This window comes from Streptomyces canus (genome assembly GCF_030815415.1).
In the GTDB taxonomy this organism is placed as follows: Bacteria; Actinomycetota; Actinomycetes; order Streptomycetales; family Streptomycetaceae; genus Streptomyces; species Streptomyces canus_F.
Genome location: NZ_JAUSWW010000001.1, coordinates 7,322,131 through 7,341,285 on the forward strand (window position 1 = coordinate 7,322,131; position 19,155 = coordinate 7,341,285).

The following is a 19,155-nucleotide window of genomic DNA, read 5'->3' on the forward strand; positions in this document are numbered from 1 at the left end:
GGTCCGCAGTTCCCCCCACAAGATCCGCAAACAGGGGGGAACCGCGCGGCAATGCGCACGGGCCGTCACGTCACCATGCTCACCGAAGGCACCTATCCACATGTCCACGGCGGCGTCAGCACCTGGTGCGACCAGCTCGTCAAGGGCATGCCGGAGGTCGACTTCCACATCCTCTCGCTCACCGGAAGCGGCCGCGAACCCGTGACCTGGGAGCTGCCGCCCAACGTCTACCGCCACACCTCCGTGCCGACCTGGGGCCCGCGCCCCGGCCGCAAGCACGCCCCGTACGGCAGGGCGCGGCGCCGTTTCATCGACTCCTACGAGCGTTTCCTGCTCTCCTTCCTCGACCCCGAGGCCCCCCGCGACTTCGGTGAGGCCCTGTACGAGCTGGCCGAACTCGCCCGCGACGGAAGCCTGTCGGCCGCACTGCGCACGGAGTCGGCGCTGCGCTCGCTGATGTGGATATGGACGATGCCGCACCTGGCGACGGCCGCGGCCCGCCCCACGGTCCACGACGCGCTCACCGCGACGGACCTGCTGGAACATGCCCTGCGCCCGCTGGGTGTCCGCATCCCCGAGGACTCGGTGGCACACGCGGTGAGCAGCGGCCTGGCCACCCTGCCCGCCCTCGCCGCCCACCGACTGGACGGCGTACCGTTCCTCCTCACCGAGCACGGCATCTACCTGCGCGAGCGCTACCTCGGCTACCGCTCGGACGCCCAACGCTGGCCCGTGAAGGCGTTCATGCTCGGCTTCTACCGCGAGCTCAACTCCCTCGGCTACCGGGCCGCCGACCTCATCACCCCCTGCAACCAGTACAACCGCCGCTGGGAGGAGCGCGGCGGCGCCGACGCCGACAAGATCCGCACGGTCTACAACGGCGTCGACCCCGCCGCCTTCCCGCACGCGGGACCCGAACCCGAGGTCCCGACCCTCACCTGGTGTGGCCGCGTCGACCCCATCAAGGACCTGGAGACCCTGATCCGCTCCTACGCCATGGTCCGCGCCGAGATGCCGGAGACCCGGCTCAGACTCTTCGGCCCGGTCCCGCCCGGCGGCGAGGAGTACAAGACCCGGCTGGAGAAGCTCGCCGCCGAACTCGGCGTCACCGACGGCCTCACCTTCGAGGGCCGCGTCAGCGAGGTCTGGCGGGCCTACGCGGCCGGCCATGTGGTCATGCTCTCCTCCATCTCCGAGGGCTTCCCGTTCTCCATCATCGAGGCCATGTCCTGCGGCCGTACGACGGTGTCGACGGACGTCGGGGGAGTGAGCGAGGCGGTCGGCGACACCGGTCTGGTGGTGCCCCCGCGTGAGCCGGAGAAGCTGGCGGCAGCGGCCCTGACCCTGCTCAGGAACGACGAACGGCGCCTGAAACTGGGCGAGTTGGCGCGGCAGAGAGTGATCGACCGCTTCACGCTGCGCCGCTCCGTGGACAATTTCCGGACGATCTACCAGGAGCTCGCGGGTATGCCCGAGGTGTACGAGCCCACGCTCGAGACCGTCGCCGACTGGACCCTCGAACTGCGCGACCCCTGGTACGCCGCGGTCGCGACGGACGGGACCGGCTGGTGAGCGGATCCGTCTGGCTGCCCCCGGGTGCCCGCCCGGACACCACGCCCGGCATCCCCAGGCAGCGCACCCCCAGCTGGGCACAGCCCGACCCCCTCGACGAACTCGCCGTGCGCCTCGACGACTTCGTCGCCGCGGCCGTCCACCCCGACGAGATAGCCGCGCTCCTGGAGTCCGACGGCATGTCGGACGACCAGATACGCGAGCGGTACGGCCTGAAGAACTCCTTCGCCCTCGCCGAGGAGCTCTACGAACGCGTCGAGCGCCGCTATCCCGAACCGGAGGGCCCGGTCCACGACCCGTGGCAGGTGGGCCTGTTGGGCTGCCTCCTGCGGGGCGTCGTCTTCGCCCTCCCCGGCCTCGGCTACGTACTGGGCGCCCCGCTGATGACCGGCCCCAGAGACCTCGGCCTCCCGGCGGGCACGATCCCCCTCCTCGCCGGCGCCCTGGCCGGCTGGACCTGGAACCAGGGCCTCGCGCACCGGGCGTACTCCTGGCTGGGCCTGGGAGACCGCACCGCGGCGAAACGCAGCCTGCTGCTGGGCGCGCCGGCGGGCGTGGTGCTGGGCGCCCTGGTCGCCTTCCTGGTCGCGGGCACGGGCGACATGACGGGGGTGGCCTTCGCCGCCGGACAGGCCCTGTACCTGGGCGCGTCGACGGTCCTGCTGGTCCTGGGCCGTGAACGGGCTTTGCTGCTGGCCCTGTTGCCGATGGCGGCGGGCACGGCCCTGGGGCTGGTCCGCACCCCGTCGACGGCACTCAGGCTCGTCCTGCTGCTGGGCTCCCTGCTGGCGGTGGTGGTCCTGGGTCTACTGGAACTGCGCGACAAGCCACAACGGACCCACGGCCGACAGTCGACAATGCGCCCCCAACTCGTTGCCTCCCTCCCCTACGCCCTGTTCGGTCTGGGCACCGGCGTCCTCGTCCTCTACGCAGCCCTGGACAGCGCTCTGGCCGCTGTCGCCCTCACCCTCAGCATGGGCCCCGCCGAATGGCTCCTCCACCGTTTCCGCAGCGGCAGCCTCGCCGGCCTGCGCAACACCAGCACCCCGAGGGCCTTCTGGCGTACGACGGCCACCACGCTGGTCGAATGCCTGACCATCTACCTGGTCACCCTTCTCGTCCTGGGCCTCGCCATGTCCGCCCTGTCGCCCGGTCTGCTGGTGCTGGGCGTGGTCCTCTGGACCGGTCTGCTGCTCCAGTCCTTCGGCGCGATCCTCAGCGCGACGGCGGTCTGCTGCGCCGCGGCCCTGACCCAGACACTCGCGCTGCTGACCCACACGGGCACCCCGCACTGGGTCGCCCTGATCGTCCACGGCACGGCAGCCGCGGCCCAAGCCGCCCTTGTCTGCGCCCTGTTGGGAAGGGCGACGGCCCACCGATGAGCACTCTCCTGGTCCCGTACTACGAGCACCCGTCCGTCCGCCCCGCCGAATGGGACGCGCTCATTGCGGCCGCACCCCGCCTCTACGGCGTCGTCCTCAACCCGGCCAGCGGCCCCGGCGACGCCCCCGACGAGTCCTTCGCCGAGGTCGCCGCGAGGCTGCGGGCCGCAGGTACACGGGTGTTGGGTTACGCCGACACGGACTACGCCCGCAGACCCTCCGCCGACGTGGTCCGCGACCTCACACGCCACCGCGACTGGTACGGCACGGACGGCGTCTTCCTGGACCAAGTCACCTCGGGCCCGGCGGAGTTCGCGTACTACCGGCGGCTCGCCACCGCCGTCCGAGGCACCCTCGCCCTGAACCACGGCACCACACCACACCCCTCCTACGGCCGCATCGCCGACGTCCTCGTCACCTTCGAGGGCACCTGGTCGACGTACCGCCGACAGCCCCCGCAACCCTGGCGCGGCGGCACGGACGTACGGCTGTGCCACCTCGTGTACGGCGTCCCGGACGGCGTCGATCCGGCGGTGGCAGGGGCGGACCTGTACTGCGCGGTCCCCGGGGTGGGAGATCATCCTTGGGGTACGTTGCCCCACACTCTGGAGCCCGCTCGGTGAGACGCGTTTTCTGGCTGGTCCCCCTGCTTCTGCTGGCCGCCTGCACGACGACCCCGGACGCGAAACCCGGCCCCCGCTGGCAGCCGGCCCCCGGCCTCGACTGGCAGTGGCAGCTCAGCGGCCGGACGGTCGACACCTCCGTCGACGTCCCGGTCTACGACATCGACGGCTTCGACCAGCCGAGGTCCACCGTCACCGCGCTGCACCGCGAGGGCCGCAAGGTGATCTGCTACCTCTCCACCGGAGCCTGGGAGGACTGGCGCCCCGACGCGGAGAAGTTCCCCAAGTCGGTCATCGGCCGCGGCAACGGCTGGGAGGGCGAGAACTGGCTCGACATCCGCAAGACGGACGTCCTGGAGCCGTTGATGGCGGACCGCATGGACATGTGCCGTGAGAAGGGCTTCGACGCGGTGGAGCCCGACAACATGGACGGCTACAAGAACCGCACCGGCTTCCCTCTGAAGGCCGCCGACCAGCTCCGCTACAACCGCCTCATCGCGAAACTCGCCCACGCCCGCGGCATGTCGGTGGGCTTGAAGAACGACCTGGACCAAATCCCCGAACTGGTCGACGACTTCGACTTCGCGGTCAACGAACAGTGCGCCCAGTACGACGAGTGCGAGGCCAACACACCGTTCATCGAGGCGAAGAAGGCGGTCTTCCATGTGGAGTACGAACTGCCGACGAGCAAGTTCTGCGCGGAGTCACGGAAGCTGAAGCTGAGTTCGATGCTGAAGAAGTACGAGCTGGGGGTCTGGCGCCGAGCATGCTGAAACCGCGCGGCCGGCCACGACGCACCCGCCACTCAGCCACCCAGCGAAAGCACCACCAGCGCGGTCGTGGCCGCAGTCTCCGCGAGCCCTCCGAAGACATCCCCGGTCACCCCGCCGAAGCGCCGAGTGCAGTGCCGTAGCAGGAGTTCGGCAACCCCGGCCGCGACGACGACGGCGAGCGCCGTACGGACGATGTCGTACGGCCCGAAGAACGCCCCCGCACCTGCCGCCGCCAACGTCACGGCAACGGCGACGATCGCCGCCCCCCGTACCGGGACCACCCCGGCCACGGCCGCTCCCAAGCCCTCGGGCCGGGCCGCCGGCACCCCGCGCCGCGCCGCCAGCGTCAGCGCCAGCCGGGCCGCCGTGGCCGACACGACCGCGGCCACCGCACCCCGCGCCCACGACTCGCCGTACGCCTGCGCCAACGCGGCGACCTGCGCGAGCAGCACGAAGAGGAGGGTGATGACCCCGAACGGCCCGATGTCCGACTGCTTCATGATCCGCAGCGCGTCCTCGGCCGGCTTACCGCTGCCGAGCCCGTCCGCGGTGTCGGCGAGCCCGTCGAGGTGGAGCCCCCGAGTGAGGGCGGCGGGCACGGCGGCGGTGGCGGCCGCGGCGAGCAGCGGCCCCGAGCCCAGGGCCAGAAGCAGTACACCCAGCACGGCGGCCGCCGCCCCGACCACCACCCCCGCCAGCGGAGCGCACAGCATGCCCCCGCGCGCGGCGTCACGGTCCCAGCGGGTCACCTTGACCGGGAGCACGGTCAGGGTGCCGAAGGCGAAGCGGAGGCCGTCGGGCCAGGGAGTCGAAGAGGGCGCAGACACCGGAGGAGGTTATCCGGCGGTCGGGAAGTCGCCATGGCCCACCCTGGATAAAGTGCGCATATGGGACATTGGCTCCAGCGGAACATCATCGAGCCGGGCAAACTGCCGCTGCTCCTCGCCCTCACCTCCTTCGTCGTCACCTTCCTGGTCACCCGGGTCATCACCCGGCTCATCCGCGCGGGCAAGGGTCCCTTCGGGAACGTCAGCTCCGGCGGGGTGCACATCCACCACGTGGTGCCCGGGATCGTCCTGACCGTCGTCGGCGGCTTCGGTGCCGTGGGCAGTGGCCGGCACGGCTTCGGGGGGGCCGCGTGCGCGGTGATCTTCGGTGTCGGCGCGGGCCTCGTGCTGGACGAGTTCGCGCTGATCCTGCATCTCGACGACGTCTACTGGACGGAGGAGGGCCGCAAGAGCGTGGAGGTGGTCGTGCTGACCGCCGCCCTGGTGGGGCTGGTGCTGTCCGGGTTCTCGCCGTTCGGCGTCAACGACCTGAGCCAGGACGAGCTCCAGGGCCGGGCCAACGTGATCTCGACCGCGGTGGTCAACTTCCTGTTCGCCCTGGCCGTACTGAGCAAGGGCAAGGCCCGTATGGCGATCTTCAGCGTGATCGTCCCGCTCGTCGGCCTGATCGGCTTCGTCCGCCTGGCCCGCCCCGGCTCACCCTGGGCCCGCCGCTTCTACCGCCGCCGCCCCCGCGCCCGCGCCAAGGCCACCCTCCGCGCCTACCACCACGACCGCCGCTGGTCGGGCCCCCGCCGCAGACTCGAAGACCTGATCGGCGGCAAACCCGACCCCCGGCCCTGCCGTGACAGGCCGCCTGCAGCCGACACCTGACACACCCGGCCACCGGCGTGATATCCGTCGGCCCGCCGTCCCGCGCGCCCGGCCACGGCCACCGCTGCTGCCGGGCGGCGCCCCACGCCCCCGCGCCAAGGCCACCTTGCGCGCCTCCCACCAGGACCGCCGCCGGGGAGCAGGCCCGCGTCGCCTCCGCGCGCGGCGCCCCACGCCCCCGTGCCCCCTTCTGCGCCGCGCGCCAGACTCGAGGATCTGATCGGCGGCAAGCCCGATCCGCAGGCCATGCCGTGATGGGGCGCCCACGGGCCGAGACCCAGACGGGCCCCCAGTCACCGGCATGGACATCGCCGGGGCGCCGTCTCGCTCGCCCGCTCACCGACACGGCCGTCTGCGGACGCCCCATGCCCTGCTCGCCGACGTGCGTGCCGACCAAGCGATGCCCGACATGCGGCCGGTCACCGCATCGCGACCCGTCCCGTGCGTCGCCGATGGCGTACCTCCGAGATCCCGCACAGCATCAGCACCGCCGCGATCGCCGCGAGATGTTCCTTGCCCGCGAGGTTGTCCTTCAGCAGTACCTCGACCACCATCGCCGCGATCACCACACCCCCGGTGACGTACGCGCGATAGCGCCAGGCCAGGAAGACCGCGAGGCCCACCACGGCGGCCGAGGGGCCGGTGTCGACGACGTGGGAGTCCGCGGCCGGGAGGCCGAGCGGGCTGTCGGGGCCCAGCCAGATGCCGAGGCGTGCGTACAGCGTGCCGGCGAGGGTGGCGGCGTAGGCGATGACGAAGGTGCGCCACCGGCCCAGGCAGATCTCCGCGATGCCGAACACGATCAGGAGCTGCGCCAGCGCACCCCACACGGGCAGGTCCAGCGCGGGTACGAACAACGACACGGGCGTCCGCAGGAGGGCCGGACAGAGAGGGTCCTCCGCCCGTACGGCACCGACGTTCTGTACGAACTGGTAGCCCCACGACCGGTTCTGCACGAACTGGAGCACCGCCGTCAGGCACACCGCCCCGATCGCCATCGGCACCGCCCGCCACCGCCGCCGCACCAGCGGCCCGCGCACCGCGATGTACAGGAGCCCCCATTCGGTGCGGGCCCAGCGGGCGATCCTCGTCATCGGCGCGTCTCCAGGTACGTACGGTGCGGCCACGGGCCATGTCCGAAGACCGATCCGAACCGTGCGCAGTTGAGCCACACCTACGTGAGCTGGATCTCCCGGGCCTGTTGCACACCTTCCCGGCAGCTCGGAGACATCCACACAAAGGCATCACATTGCCACCCCTGCTGCGCCGCTGCGTCCTGAGGGCTACTCCTCTTTCTCCGGCTCCTCGGCATCCGCCTCGACAGCCTCCGGCTTCTCGGGCAGCTCCGCGGCCAGCGCCGCCGCGGCCTGCACCAGCGGAAGTGCCAGCAGTCCGCCGGCGCCTTCCCCGACCGTCACCCCGTGCTCCAGCAGCGGCTCCAGCGCCATCCGGTCCAGCGCCTTCGCCTGCCCCGGCTCCCCGCTGTCGTGCGCGGCCAGCCACCAGTCCGGCGCCCGGAAGGCGATCCGCTGCCCGACCAGCGCACAGGCGGCGACCACGACCCCGTCGAGCACGACCGGCAGCTTGCGCACCGCGCTCTGCAGCAGGAACCCGGTGATCGCCGCGAGATCGGCCCCGCCCACCGTCGCCAGCAACTGCAGCTGATCCCCGAGCACCGGGCGGGCCCGCCGCAGCGCGTCGCGGATCGCCGCGCACTTGCGCATCCAGGCGAGGTCGTCGATGGCCAGCCCGCCGCGCCCGGTCACCACGGACGCGTCGGTCCCGCACAGCGCGGCGACCAGCACACCCGCCGCCGTGGTCCCGCCGACGCTCACATCGCCGAGCACCACCAGATCCGTACCGGAGTCGGCCTCCTCGTCGGCCACTGCGACCCCGGCCCGGAAGGCGGCCTCCGCCTCCTCCAGGGTCAGCGCGTCCTCGATGTCGATACGGCCGCTGCCGCGCCGCACGCGATGCCGTACGACCTCGCCGGGCAGCGACTCCGGATCGCAGTCCAGCGCCAGGTCGACGATCCGCACCGGCACCCCGAGCCGCCGTGCGAGCACGGACACCGGCCGCCCGCCCTCCAGGACCTCGCGCACCAACTCCCCGGCGCTGCCCGCCGGTCGGGCCGAGACACCGAGCTCGGCGATGCCGTGGTCACCGGCGAAGAGAACCACCCGCGGCTGTTCGATCGGCCGTACCGGAACGGCGGACTGCGCCGCCGACAGCCACTCACCCAGATCGTCCAGGCGGCCCAGCGACCCGGGCGGCACGATCTGACGTTCCCGGCGCGCCTCGGCGTCGCGGCGCACCCCACCGTCGGGGCGCTCGATCAGATCGGTGAAGTCGTCGAGATTAAGCGAGCTCATTCGCCGAACAGTACCGGCACCGATCGAACAGGACGGCGCCACATGGCCACCACGCGCACCTGACGTCGTTGCTCCCAAGATCGAGATCCCATATGTTCCGTTTTGCAGTGGAATGTCGTATGTCTCAGGGAGCCCCCATGAAACGCCTGCGCACCCGTGTCAGCGACCTCGACCGCAGACGCCGCCACCGCTCGACGGCGCGCGCGATCCTGCGGCTCCTCCCCGAACCGGAGAGCTGGCTGGACGTGGGCACGGGCGACGCCCGCTTCCCCGAGGCGGCCAAGGAGCTCTTCCCGTACACCTCCTTCGACGGCGTCGACCCGACCGCCCGCGTGGAAGAGGCCCGCGAGGCCGACCGGGTGGAGGAGGCGTACGTCGGCAGCCTGACGGACGAGCCGATCGCGACCGGCCTGCGGGCCCGCTACGACGTCGTCACCCTCCTCCGGCCCCCGGACCCCGCCGGCGAACTCCGCGCCGCACTCGCGGTCCTGCGCCCCGGCGGCTACCTCCTCCTGGAGGGCGTGGACGCCCCCGCCGAGGAACTCCGCGCCGAACTGGAGTCCCAGGGCTGCACGATCCTCCCGCCGAGGAACCGCCGTCCCCGCCCCTGGACGACGTACCGCGTGATCGCCCACAAGGAGCCCTCAGCCCCGTAGGACCACCGCCTGCCCGGCCACCACCAGCACCACGTGCTCGCACTCACCGGCGAACGCCGCGTTGAGCCGCCCGAGTTCGTCCCGGTAGCGCCGCCCGGAGGCCGTGGCCGGCACGATCCCCGAGCCCACCTCGTTCGATACGGCGACAAGGGTCCGCCGGGTCGCCCGCACCGCGTCCGTCAGCTCCCGCACCCGCTCCCGCAGCGCCCGCTCCCCGCCGTCGGCCCACTCCGCGTCGTCCCACGCCCCGACGGCGTCCATCGCGTCCGTCAGCCACAGCGACAAGCAGTCGATCAGCAGCGGAGGCCCGTCGTCGGCGAGCAGCGGCACGAGGTCGCAGGTCTCGGCCGTACGCCAGGACCCGGGCCGCCGCTCGCGGTGCGTGGCCACGCGTGCGGCCCACTCGCCGTCCCCGCCGCGCGTCCCGCCGGTGGCGACGTACAGGACGTCCGGGAACGCCTCCAGCCGCCGCTCCGCCTCCACCGACTTCCCGGACCGCGCCCCGCCCAGCACCAGCGTCCGCCGGGGCACGTCCGGTACGTCCTCGTAGACGCCGACGGTCAGCGTCGTCCCGTCGGGTACGGCCCGCGCGCCCGCCGCCGCGAGCCGTCGCCGCAACTCGGCGCCGGGCGGCACGTCGTGGTCGAGATGGACGGCGATGACATCGGTGGCCGGCCCCATCGCACCGACCGCGCGCAGCTTGGCGAGCGCGTCCGGCCGCCCCACGACATCGGCGAGGACCATGTCGTAGCCGTCCTTGCCGTTCTCCTCCAGCCCCGCCGGAGCGCCCCCGGGCGGCAGATAGAGCAGCCGCTGCCCGTCAGGGCCGGTCACCGCGTACCCGGTGCCGGGCGCGTCCATCGCCACCGCCCGCACCCGATGCCCCGTCAGCAACGCCAACTCCCGCCCGTCCGGCACCCGCCCCGGCTGCGGCAGCCCCGCCGGCACCTCCATGGCGGGCCCGTCGTGCGGATGCGACAACAACACCTGCCGCACCTGCCCCAACGACTGCCCCGCCCGGGCCGCCGCGAACACCGCGCCGGGCGTCAGATCGAGCAACAGCGCCCCGTCGACGAGCAGCGCGGTGGCGGCCCGGGCATCGGGACCGAGCGCGGTCGCACAGGCGGCGCAGGGACAGTCGGGTCGGGGAAGGCCTGAGGGAGCGCCGGTGCCAAGGAGAGTCAGTTCCACGGCTTGATTTTCGCCGGTCACCGCAAGACTTGCGCGCCCGGCATGTCCCCAGGGGCGCGGGGCTGTGACAATCAGCGGCTCCGCCGCGGAGCGCGACCAGCCACAGACGACCCGCACCCGACCGACTACCGTATGTTGATCACGGCCTAACCCAGCGGAGCGAGGAGGCGTACATGGCGGCATGGACGTGGCGATTCGAGAAGGCCGACGGGACGGAGGTTCAGCCCGCGGTGCAGCCCGAGGAGTTCACCACGCAGGGGGATGCCGAGTCCTGGGTCGGCGAGTACTGGAAGGATCTCGCGGAGGGCGGCGCGGACCAGGTGCACCTGTTCGAGGACAGTACGAAGATCTACGGCCCGATGAGCCTGCACGCCGAAGAGGCGTAGGTCCGAAGAAGGGGGCGGCCGGAATCCGGCCGCCCCTCTCACTGCTCGCCCGGCCTTACTTCAGCCGTCTTCTCGCCGTGGGCTCAGCCCCGCACTCCGCACAGGTGCAGCAGCGCCGCGACCCGACGGTAGGGGTCCGTCCGCCCGGCCCGCTCCTCGGCGGCCAGCAGCGTCTCCACGTCGTCCGGGATCTCCGCCCCGTCCGCCGCCGTGTCCGTGAACACCCGCACCCCGAACCAGGCGTGCAACGGTGCCCCGATCCCGGCCAGCGTCGCGGTCAGCGTCTCCAGCCGGTCGGCCCGCACGTCGAGCCCGAGGCGGTTGGTGTAGGACACGGTGTCGAAGGCCCCGAGCGCACCGGCCCAGTCGCCCGACAGGCCCGGCCGCATCGCCAGCGCGTCCGCGTTCCGTACCAGCAGCGACAGCAGCCCGCCCTGTGCGAGCATCCGCGCCAGCCCCGCCAGCAGCGGATCCGGCTCCTCGACGTACATGAGTACGCCGTGACACAGCACGACGTCGAAACTGCCCGGCAGGAAGTGGACCCCGGTGTCCCGGCCGTCCCCCTCGATGATGCGCATCCGCTCCCGGATGCCCTCGGGCTCGGCGCACAGGGACTCCCGGGCCGCCGCGATCATCGTGGCGTCCTGCTCGAGCCCGGTGACCTGATGCCCGGCCCGGGCCAGCCGCAGTGCCTGGGTGCCCTGGCCCATCCCGACGTCGAGCACCCGCAGCCGCTGACCCACCGGGAAGCGCCCGGCTATCTGCTCGTCGAGCTGCCGGGCCACCAGCTCCTGTCGTACGACATCCCGCAGCCCGCCCAGCCTGCTCAGCCAGGCATGCGCCGCGCCCCCGGTGAACGGCGTAGTGCTCAGGGCCGCTCTCCGCGCTTGACCTGCGGCTTGGGCAGCCGGAGCCGACGCATCTGGAGGGAACGCATGAGGGCGTAGGCCACCGCGCCCTTCCTGGACTGGTCCGGGAAGCGCTCCGCGAGCCGCTTCTTCAGACGGATGCCCGTGAGAACCGAGTCGAGCACGATGAGAACGATCACGACGAGCCACAGCAGCAGCGCGATGCTCTGCAACGCACCCACCTGCACCATGCTCAGCACGAGGATGATCACGGCCATCGGCAGGAAGAACTCCGCCACGTTGAACCGCGAGTCGATGAAGTCGCGGGCGAACTTGCGGACCGGGCCCTTGTCGCGGGCCGGCAGGTACCGCTCGTCGCCCCCGGCCAGCGCCTGGCGCTGCTTCTCCAGCTGCGCACGACGCTCCTCGCGCTGGCGCTTGGCGGCGTCCTTGCGCGTCATCGACGTATTGGCCACGCTGCGACGCTGCGACTGGGCCTCGCTCCGCTTGGGAGTGGGGCGGCCCTTCTTCGCCTCGGGGTGGCGGATCTGACTGGAGTCGGTCACCTGCGCCTTGTCGGCGGGGGCGGCCTTCTCGTCCTTGGTGGAACGGCTACGGAACACAAAACCCAAGGGTAAGGGGTGTCCGGGGTTGGACCCCAGCCCGCTGGGGAACGATCCGGCAACACCAGTCGTCATGTAGGGGGACAGAGGGGACGTCCGGTGACCGACTGCCCACCCTGATGGTCACCTACTCCCTACGCCGGAGCAGGGCCTTGGTCAGTCGTCCTTGGGGAGGAGCGCATCCGTCCCCGAACAGTGCGTCAATGGATGCAGGGCCCGTACTGTGGGTTCTGTCGCAGAGCTGAAGCTGGACTCGGTCAGAAGGGGGCGCGCGAAGCCCATGAGCGGTGTCATGAAGCGTATGGGGATGATCTTCCGCGCGAAGGCGAACAAGGCCCTTGACCGGGCCGAGGACCCGCGCGAAACCCTCGATTACTCGTACCAGAAACAGCTGGAGCTGCTCCAGAAGGTGCGCCGAGGCGTGGCGGACGTCGCCACGTCCCGCAAGCGCCTGGAGCTTCAGCTCAACCAGCTGCAGTCGCAGTCGTCCAAGCTGGAGGACCAGGGCCGCAAGGCGCTCGCGCTGGGCCGTGAGGACCTGGCCCGCGAGGCGCTCTCCCGCCGTGCCGCCCTCCAGCAGCAGGTGACGGACCTCGAGACCCAGCACTCCACGCTCCAGGGCGAGGAGGAGAAGCTCACCCTGGCGGCCCAGCGGCTCCAGGCCAAGGTCGACGCCTTCCGTACGAAGAAGGAGACGATCAAGGCGACGTACACCGCGGCCCAGGCGCAGACCCGCATCGGCGAGGCCTTCTCCGGCATCTCCGAGGAGATGGGCGACGTCGGCATGGCGATCCAGCGTGCCGAGGACAAGACGGCGCAGCTCCAGGCGCGGGCCGGCGCGATCGACGAGCTGCTCGCCTCCGGCGCCCTCGACGACCAGTCCGGCATGCACAAGGACGACATCCAGGCCGAGCTGGACCGGCTCTCCGGTGGTACGGATGTAGAGCTGGAACTGCAGCGCATGAAGGCGGAGCTGGCCGGAGGCACGAGCGGTCAGCAGGCCATCGAGGGTGGCCCGGGCCAGTCGCAGTCCCAGCAGCAGCCGCAGGACACCCCACGCTTCGACAAGCAGTAGGGCCCACGCCTTAGGAGGGCGACATGATCGTCAGGATCATGGGGGAGGGGCAGGTGAGACTGGCCGACAGCCACCTCGCCGAGCTGAACAAACTGGACGACGAGTTGCTGGCCGAGATGGAGAACGGCGACGGCCCCGGCTTCCGCCGCACCTTCGAGGCCCTGCTCGCCAAGGTCCGCGAACTGGGCGAGGCGCTGCCGGACGACGCCCTGGAACCCTCGGACCTGATCCTCCCGTCCCCGGACGCCACCCTGGAACAGGTCCGGGAACTGCTCAGCGACGACGGCCTGATCCCGGGCTGACCCAGGCCCGGGCGGTCCCCTGGGCAAGGGCACGCCCAACACTCGGCAAGTACACAGGAAACCTACAGGTGACCCCCGTTCCAAGCGCCGCAGGTCACCCGTACCGTTGGCAGACGTGAGCACCCTCGAGCGCGTCCGGCACCAGCTGAAGGCGCACCCCATGGCGCTGGACGCCGTACTCGCGGCCGGCGTCCTCGGCTGCATGGTGGCCGGCTCGTTCGTGGACCCGCACGGACCGGACGGCGTCACCTGGGGCTTTCGCACCCCGGACGTGCTCAGCCTGGTCCTCATCGGCCTCAGCGCCGTGGCCCTCGTCTTCCGCCGCCGCGCCCCGATGACGGTGCTCGCCCTCACCGGAAGCTTCTCGATCGTCGAGTGCGTCACCGGCGACCCCCGCGCCCCCGTCGCCATGTCCGCGGTGATCGCCCTGTTCACCGTCGCCTCCGCCACCGACCGCCCCACCGCCTGGCGGGTCGGTCTGCTCACGATGACCGTCCTCACCGCCGCCGCCATGCTCGGCGGCCCACTCCCGTGGTACGCCCAGGAAAACCTCGGCATCTTCGCCTGGACCGGCATCGGCGCCACCGCCGGCGACGCCGTCCGCAGCCGCCGCGCCTTCGTACAGGCGATCAGGGACCGCGCCGAGAAGGCGGAACGCACCCGCGAGGAGGAGGCCCGGCGCCGCGTCGCCGAGGAACGCCTGCGTATCGCCCGCGACCTGCACGACGTCGTCGCCCACCACATCGCCCTGGTCAACGTGCAGGCGGGCGTCGCCGCGCACGTCATGGACAAGCGCCCCGACCAGGCCAAGGAAGCCCTGGCCCACGTACGCGAGGCCAGCCGCTCGGCGCTCAACGAACTCCGGGCCACCGTCGGCCTGCTCCGGCAGTCCGGCGACCCCGAGGCACCGACCGAGCCCGCCCCTGGCCTCGACCGCCTCGACGAACTCGTCGGCACCTTCCGCAGCGCCGGCCAGCATGTCGAGGTGGCCCGCGCCGACAGCGGCACCAAACTCCCCGCCGCCGTCGACCTGGCCGCCTACCGGGTCATCCAGGAAGCCCTCACCAACGTCCAGAAGCACGCAGGTACGGAGGCGAAGGCCGAGGTCAGCGTCGTCCGGGTAGGGCCGAACATCGAGATCACCGTTCTCGACAACGGCGCCGGGGAGGACGAGCCGGCCGACGGCGGCGGCCACGGTCTGCTCGGCATGCGCGAGCGGGTCACCGCCCTGCGCGGCACCCTCACCACCGGTCCCCGCTACGGCGGCGGGTTCCGCGTCCATGCGATCCTGCCGGTCAAGACCCGCAGCCGCGCCGCCGACGACGCCGTATGACCGACTCGCGGAACTCAGGCGCACCCCGCGGAAGTTGTCGTAGCACCGAGCCCCCTGCCGCAGAGGACCCCGCATGACCATCCGCGTCCTGCTCGCCGACGACCAGGCACTGCTGCGCAGCGCCTTCCGCGTGCTCGTCGACTCCGAGCCCGACATGGAGGTCGTCGGCGAGGCGTCCGACGGGGCGGAGGCGGTGCGGCTGGCCAAGGAGGAGCGGGCCGACGTCGTGCTGATGGACATCCGCATGCCCGGCACCGACGGCCTCGCCGCCACCCGGCTGATCAGCGAGGACCCGTCCCTCGCCCAGGTCCGGGTGGTCATCCTGACGACCTTCGAGGTCGACGACTACGTCGTGCAGTCGCTGCGGGCCGGCGCCTCCGGCTTCCTCGGCAAGGGCAGCGAACCCGACGAGCTGCTCAGCGCCATCCGGATCGCGGCGGGCGGCGAGGCCCTGCTCTCCCCGGCCGCCACCAAGGGCCTGATCGCCCGCTTCCTCGCCCAGGGCGACGCGGCGGACGACGCCAACGATCCCGCCCGCGCCGCCCGCCTCGACGCGCTCACCGTCCGCGAGCGCGAGGTCCTCGTCCAGGTCGCCGGCGGACACTCCAACGACGAGATCGCCGAGCGCCTCGAAGTCAGCCCGCTCACCGTGAAGACACACGTCAACCGGGCCATGGCCAAGCTGGGCGCGCGGGACCGGGCGCAGCTCGTGGTGATCGCGTACGAGTCCGGGCTGGTGCGTCCGAGGGTGGAGTGACCCCAATTGCCCGTACTGTGCGGCCAATTGGGGTAAGTGTGTTGCACCGGGCTGGTTCCAACCCGGCTGGTGTTGATCGCGTCAGACTCGGTCGCTCGTTGAGTGGTTGAGCAGCGAGAGCCAGGAATCCCCGGTCCCGGCCGGGGAGGGTTCAAAGAATTGAGAGCCCTGACTTCGCGCAGCGAGTTCGGGCTGGAGTAGGTACCGGGGGTCGCGATCGCCTAGCGTGTGATCGCGGCGCCCCCAGCTCAAGCAGCTGCTGCTGCCCTCCATCGAACTGCCGATGGTGTCCGTGCTCGCCCCCTACCAGGGCGCCTCACCGGATGTCGTCGAGAAGCAGGTCGTCGAGCCCCTCGAGGACAGCCTCGAAGCGGTGGACGGCATCGAGGGAGTCACCTCCACGGCCAGTGAGGGCAATGCCATCGTCATGGCGCCCTTCGACTACGGCAGCGGCACCAAGCAGCTCGTCGCCGACGTCCAGCAGGCCGTCAACCGGGCCCGCGCGCAGCTCCCGGACGACGTCGACCCACAGGTCGTCGCCGGGTCCACGGACGACATGCCGACCGTCGTCCTCGCCGTCACCTCCGACAAGGACCAGCAGGCCCTGGCCGACCAGCTCGACCGGACCGTCGTACCGGACCTGAAGGCCATCGACGGCGTCGGCCAGGTCACCGTCGACGGCGTCCGCGACCTCCAGGTCACCGTCACCCCGGACGACACGAACCTCACGAAGGCGGGCCTCACCTCGGCCGCCCTCGCCCAGGCCCTCCAGGCGGGCGGCACGACCGTCCCGGCCGGCTCCTTCGACGAGGACGGCGCCAACCGCACCGTCCAGGTCGGCGGCGGCTTCACCTCGGTCGAGCAGATCCAGGACCTGATGGTCACCGGCCAGACCGGAAAGAAGCCCGTGCGCCTCGGTGACGTGGCCACGGTCAAGCAGGAGTCGGCCGCGGCCGACTCCCTCACCCGCACCGACGGCAGGCCCAGCCTCGCGGTCATGGTGACGACGGACCAGGACGGCAGCGCGGTCTCCATCTCCGACGCGGTCGAGGACAAGCTCGCCGGCATGCGCGAGGATCTCGGCTCCGACGCGACGGTCACCGTCGGCTCGTCCGGCTTCATGGCGGCCTTCGGCGGCGGCACGGACACCAACCAGGCCTTGTACCAGGTGATGCGGGCAGAAGGCGGAGGCGCCGGCCCAGCCGGAACCCGCGGGCGTGTGACGGCGGCGACGGCAGGGCTCTGGACGACGACCGTCCGGAGCCCGGCCGTCGGCGTTCCGGCGTTCTGTATCTTGTGGCTCGAACTGCTTTACGGTGAAGGGGATCCCGGGCGTGCCACTGCACAAGGACGACCCGAAATCGGTCGGCGGATACAAGCTGGTCGACCGGCTCGGCTCCGGAGGCATGGGGGTCGTCTACTGGGGCAGATCGCGCTCGGGCCGTGACGTCGCCGTCAAGGTGGTGCACGCCCAGTACGCGGAGGACAAGGTCTTCCGCGCCCGCTTCCGGCACGAGATCGAGTCCGTCCGCAAGGTCAGCGGCGCCTTCACCGCGCCCGTGGTGGACGCCGACCCGGAGGCGACACGGCCCTGGATGGCGACCCAGTACGTCCCCGGCAGCTCCCTCGCCGAACGGATCCGCGACCACGGAGCCCTCAAGGGCGCCGAACTGCGGCGGCTGGCCCTGGGGTTGGTGGAGGCGCTGGAGGACATCCACCGGGCCGGAGTGGTGCACCGGGACCTCAAGCCCGCCAACGTCCTGATGGCCGAGGACGGGCCGCGCGTCATCGACTTCGGCATCTCCCGCGCCGCGGAGAACCACCAGACCCTGACCGAGACCGGCCAGATGATCGGCACCCCGCCCTTCATGTCACCGGAACAGTTCACCGACGCCCGCACGGTCGGGCCCGCCTCGGACGTCTTCTCGCTCGCCGCACTCCTGGTCTTCTCGGCCACCGGACGCGGCCCCTTCGATGCCGACAGCCCGTATCTGACCGCCTTCCGCGTCGTCCACGAGGCGCCCGGACTGGACGGTGTGCCGCAGCCGTTGCGCCCGGTCCTGGAGCGCTGTCTGGTCAAGGAGGCCGCCGACCGGCCCGGACTGGACGTGCTGGCCAAGGAGTTCGCCGAGGCCCTGCCCGAGCCCGACCCCATGGACCCGGACACCACGACCCTGCGTCCGGCCGACCTGACGAGGACCGTCGAGGAGACCTACGGCGGCGCCGACCCGGCGACGGCGGCCGGCCTGCCCAAGTCCCGCCGCCGGACCCGGAGGGGTCGCCGCCCCCTGCTGGTGACCGTCGGCACGCTGGGCGCGGTGAGCCTCGGCCTGCTCGGGTACCTGAGCTTCGGCCCGGGATTCTCGGACACCTCCCAGGAGACGAGCTCGACAGCCGCGTCCGGGGCCACTCGCTGGTCGGCGGTGCCCGAGGGCTGGGAGGCCTGGCAGACGACGATGTTCGAGACCGCGCGGTCGGGCGAGGTCAACCCGCTGGCGAAGGCCGGCGAGGCCACGAGCGACGCCACCTGCCGGCCGTATGAGGACGCGGTCTACTGCGCGGGCAACACGATCCTCCCGGTCCGCCTGGACGGCCGTACCGGCGCCACCGTCTGGCGCTCCGCCCTTGCGACCTCCGCCGAGGGCACGGACTCGTCGGGGAACAACTTCGCACTCCTCGGCGTGCGGGACGACGCGATGATCCTGCAGCACGACGTCTTCGCGGCCGACGGGACCACCAGGTCGAGCATCGTCGCCCTCGACACCGAGACCGGCGACCAGCTGTGGACCCGCGACCGGGGAGGGGCGAGCGTCGACCAGCTCATGGCCGGCGACCTCGTCATGACCCCCGACACCAGCGGCCGGCTGGTGACGGCCCGTTCCCCGCGCACCGGCACCGACCGCTGGACCACACAGCTGCCCTCCGGCGACTACTGCCTGTTCACGACGGCCGGCTCCCGCCTCTACGCGCACTGCTTCCCGGACGACGAGTCCAAGGACGCCGTACTCCTGGAGCTGGACAAGACCGACGGAACAGTGCGCCGCCGTCTGAGCACCCCGAACGGGAGCGGTCTGCTCGGCACCGTCGACGGCCGTCTCGCCGTGGCCGTCGGGGTCGACGTGGGCTCCGGCCCGGCGCGTCCCGAGGAGAACACCTTCGACGAGATCCGGCTCCTCGACCCGGACACCGGCGCCACCACCACGACCGAACTCACGCAGAGCCACAAGGGCTCGATCCGCCTCGCCGCCGGCACCGTCTGGATCACCGGAGCCAATGGCCAGGTCACCGCGGTCTCCCCGCTGACCGGCAGACAGCTCTGGCAGACCCGGACCAGTGTCGAGGACTCGGGCCGGCCCACCTACGACCCCACCACCCGCACGCTCTACCTGGCCAGCATCAGCGGCCGGGTCGCCGCCCTCGACTCCCGCAAGGGCACGCTGCTCTGGGAGACCGGCGCCCGAGCCGACCAGCTCGCCAGCGGCGAGACGACCAAGTCCACGGTGTCGCTGGACGGCGGGGCGGTGGTCGTGAACACACCGAACGGGACGGTCTTCAGCCTGGACCCCGCTCACCCCGAGGGGTGAGCGGGCGCCGCAGGAGT

General features: G+C 71.8%; 18 protein-coding genes and 1 pseudogene. 13 read left to right on the forward strand and 6 right to left on the reverse strand.

The annotated features are described in order from the left end of the window. Positions 1-51: 51 nt before the first annotated feature. Genes pelF through QF037_RS33850 form a run of 4 tightly spaced genes read left to right on the forward strand, consistent with a single transcriptional unit; the run spans position 52 to position 4,350 of the window. Positions 52-1,572 carry a GT4 family glycosyltransferase PelF gene (gene pelF / locus QF037_RS33835; RefSeq protein WP_307031875.1) on the forward strand — a complete coding sequence of 507 codons (1,521 nt, stop codon included), beginning with the start codon at positions 52-54 and terminating at the stop codon, positions 1,570-1,572. Then, positions 1,569-2,954: a hypothetical protein gene (locus QF037_RS33840; protein WP_307031877.1), complete on the forward strand. Its 1,386-nt coding sequence runs from the start codon at positions 1,569-1,571 to the stop codon at positions 2,952-2,954. Before pelF ends, QF037_RS33840 begins: the two co-directional genes overlap by 4 nt. After that, positions 2,951-3,577: a spherulation-specific family 4 protein gene (locus tag QF037_RS33845; RefSeq protein ID WP_307031878.1), complete on the forward strand. Its 627-nt coding sequence runs from the start codon at positions 2,951-2,953 to the stop codon at positions 3,575-3,577. Before QF037_RS33840 ends, QF037_RS33845 begins: the two co-directional genes overlap by 4 nt. Beyond that, on the forward strand, positions 3,574-4,350 hold the full coding sequence (locus QF037_RS33850; protein WP_307031880.1) for an endo alpha-1,4 polygalactosaminidase: 777 nt from the start codon (positions 3,574-3,576) through the stop codon (positions 4,348-4,350). Before QF037_RS33845 ends, QF037_RS33850 begins: the two co-directional genes overlap by 4 nt. A gap of 32 nt (positions 4,351-4,382) precedes the next feature. Here the strand turns inward: QF037_RS33850 and QF037_RS33855 are convergent, their stop codons facing one another. Continuing rightward, positions 4,383-5,177 carry an adenosylcobinamide-GDP ribazoletransferase gene (locus QF037_RS33855; protein ID WP_307031883.1) on the reverse strand — a complete coding sequence of 265 codons (795 nt, stop codon included), beginning with the start codon at positions 5,175-5,177 and terminating at the stop codon, positions 4,383-4,385. A gap of 60 nt (positions 5,178-5,237) precedes the next feature. On the opposite strand from QF037_RS33855, the gene QF037_RS33860 reads away from it, so the two are divergent. Then, the gene (locus tag QF037_RS33860) at positions 5,238-6,011 is read left to right on the forward strand and encodes a hypothetical protein (protein WP_307031885.1); all 774 of its coding nucleotides are present in this window, start codon (positions 5,238-5,240) and stop codon (positions 6,009-6,011) included. Between the two features lie 419 nt (positions 6,012-6,430). On the opposite strand, the gene QF037_RS33865 is transcribed toward QF037_RS33860, so the two are convergent. Together QF037_RS33865 and cobT are read right to left on the reverse strand one after the other, a co-directional pair. Further along, positions 6,431-7,105 carry a hypothetical protein gene (locus tag QF037_RS33865; RefSeq protein ID WP_307031886.1) on the reverse strand — a complete coding sequence of 225 codons (675 nt, stop codon included), beginning with the start codon at positions 7,103-7,105 and terminating at the stop codon, positions 6,431-6,433. A 189-nt stretch (positions 7,106-7,294) separates the two neighbouring features. Then, positions 7,295-8,383, reverse strand: coding sequence for a nicotinate-nucleotide--dimethylbenzimidazole phosphoribosyltransferase (cobT, locus tag QF037_RS33870; RefSeq protein WP_307031889.1), 1,089 nt, complete (start codon positions 8,381-8,383; stop codon positions 7,295-7,297). Between the two features lie 137 nt (positions 8,384-8,520). On the opposite strand from cobT, the gene QF037_RS33875 reads away from it, so the two are divergent. Then, positions 8,521-9,039: a class I SAM-dependent methyltransferase gene (locus tag QF037_RS33875; protein ID WP_307031891.1), complete on the forward strand. Its 519-nt coding sequence runs from the start codon at positions 8,521-8,523 to the stop codon at positions 9,037-9,039. On the opposite strand, the gene QF037_RS33880 is transcribed toward QF037_RS33875, so the two are convergent. Then, positions 9,028-10,230: a bifunctional adenosylcobinamide kinase/adenosylcobinamide-phosphate guanylyltransferase gene (locus QF037_RS33880; protein WP_307031893.1), complete on the reverse strand. Its 1,203-nt coding sequence runs from the start codon at positions 10,228-10,230 to the stop codon at positions 9,028-9,030. The genes QF037_RS33875 and QF037_RS33880 overlap by 12 nt on opposite strands. A 173-nt stretch (positions 10,231-10,403) precedes the next feature. On the opposite strand from QF037_RS33880, the gene QF037_RS33885 reads away from it, so the two are divergent. Further along, entirely contained in the window at positions 10,404-10,616 is a 213-nt protein-coding gene (locus QF037_RS33885) for a hypothetical protein (RefSeq protein ID WP_046262608.1), read from the forward strand. Positions 10,617-10,699: 83 nt separating this feature from the next. On the opposite strand, the gene QF037_RS33890 is transcribed toward QF037_RS33885, so the two are convergent. Further along, positions 10,700-11,401 carry a methyltransferase domain-containing protein gene (locus QF037_RS33890; RefSeq protein ID WP_307031895.1) on the reverse strand — a complete coding sequence of 234 codons (702 nt, stop codon included), beginning with the start codon at positions 11,399-11,401 and terminating at the stop codon, positions 10,700-10,702. An 83-nt stretch (positions 11,402-11,484) separates the two neighbouring features. Further along, a complete protein-coding gene (locus tag QF037_RS33895; RefSeq protein ID WP_307031897.1) occupies positions 11,485-12,162 on the reverse strand; it encodes a DUF3043 domain-containing protein in 678 nt (225 codons plus the stop codon). A 205-nt stretch (positions 12,163-12,367) separates the two neighbouring features. On the opposite strand from QF037_RS33895, the gene QF037_RS33900 reads away from it, so the two are divergent. The 6 genes and pseudogenes from QF037_RS33900 to QF037_RS33925 all read left to right on the forward strand — a co-directional run bounded on the left by QF037_RS33900 (position 12,368) and on the right by QF037_RS33925 (position 19,138). Continuing rightward, positions 12,368-13,162, forward strand: a complete 795-nt coding sequence (locus QF037_RS33900; RefSeq protein WP_307031899.1) for a PspA/IM30 family protein — start codon at positions 12,368-12,370, stop codon at positions 13,160-13,162. Positions 13,163-13,185: 23 nt separating this feature from the next. Beyond that, positions 13,186-13,464, forward strand: a complete 279-nt coding sequence (pspAA, locus tag QF037_RS33905) for a PspA-associated protein PspAA (protein WP_307031901.1) — start codon at positions 13,186-13,188, stop codon at positions 13,462-13,464. A 115-nt stretch (positions 13,465-13,579) separates the two neighbouring features. Then, the gene (locus QF037_RS33910) at positions 13,580-14,797 is read left to right on the forward strand and encodes a sensor histidine kinase (protein WP_307031902.1); all 1,218 of its coding nucleotides are present in this window, start codon (positions 13,580-13,582) and stop codon (positions 14,795-14,797) included. A 73-nt stretch (positions 14,798-14,870) separates the two neighbouring features. After that, positions 14,871-15,554 (forward strand): response regulator transcription factor, encoded by a 684-nt coding sequence (locus tag QF037_RS33915; RefSeq protein ID WP_266893484.1) that lies wholly within the window; start codon positions 14,871-14,873, stop codon positions 15,552-15,554. A gap of 241 nt (positions 15,555-15,795) precedes the next feature. Then, positions 15,796-16,665 (forward strand): annotated as a pseudogene (locus tag QF037_RS33920) (efflux RND transporter permease subunit); the annotation flags it as partial. A 223-nt stretch (positions 16,666-16,888) separates the two neighbouring features. Beyond that, complete coding sequence (locus tag QF037_RS33925; protein WP_307031904.1) at positions 16,889-19,138, forward strand: protein kinase domain-containing protein; 2,250 nt, start codon at positions 16,889-16,891, stop codon at positions 19,136-19,138. Positions 19,139-19,155: the final 17 nt, after the last annotated feature.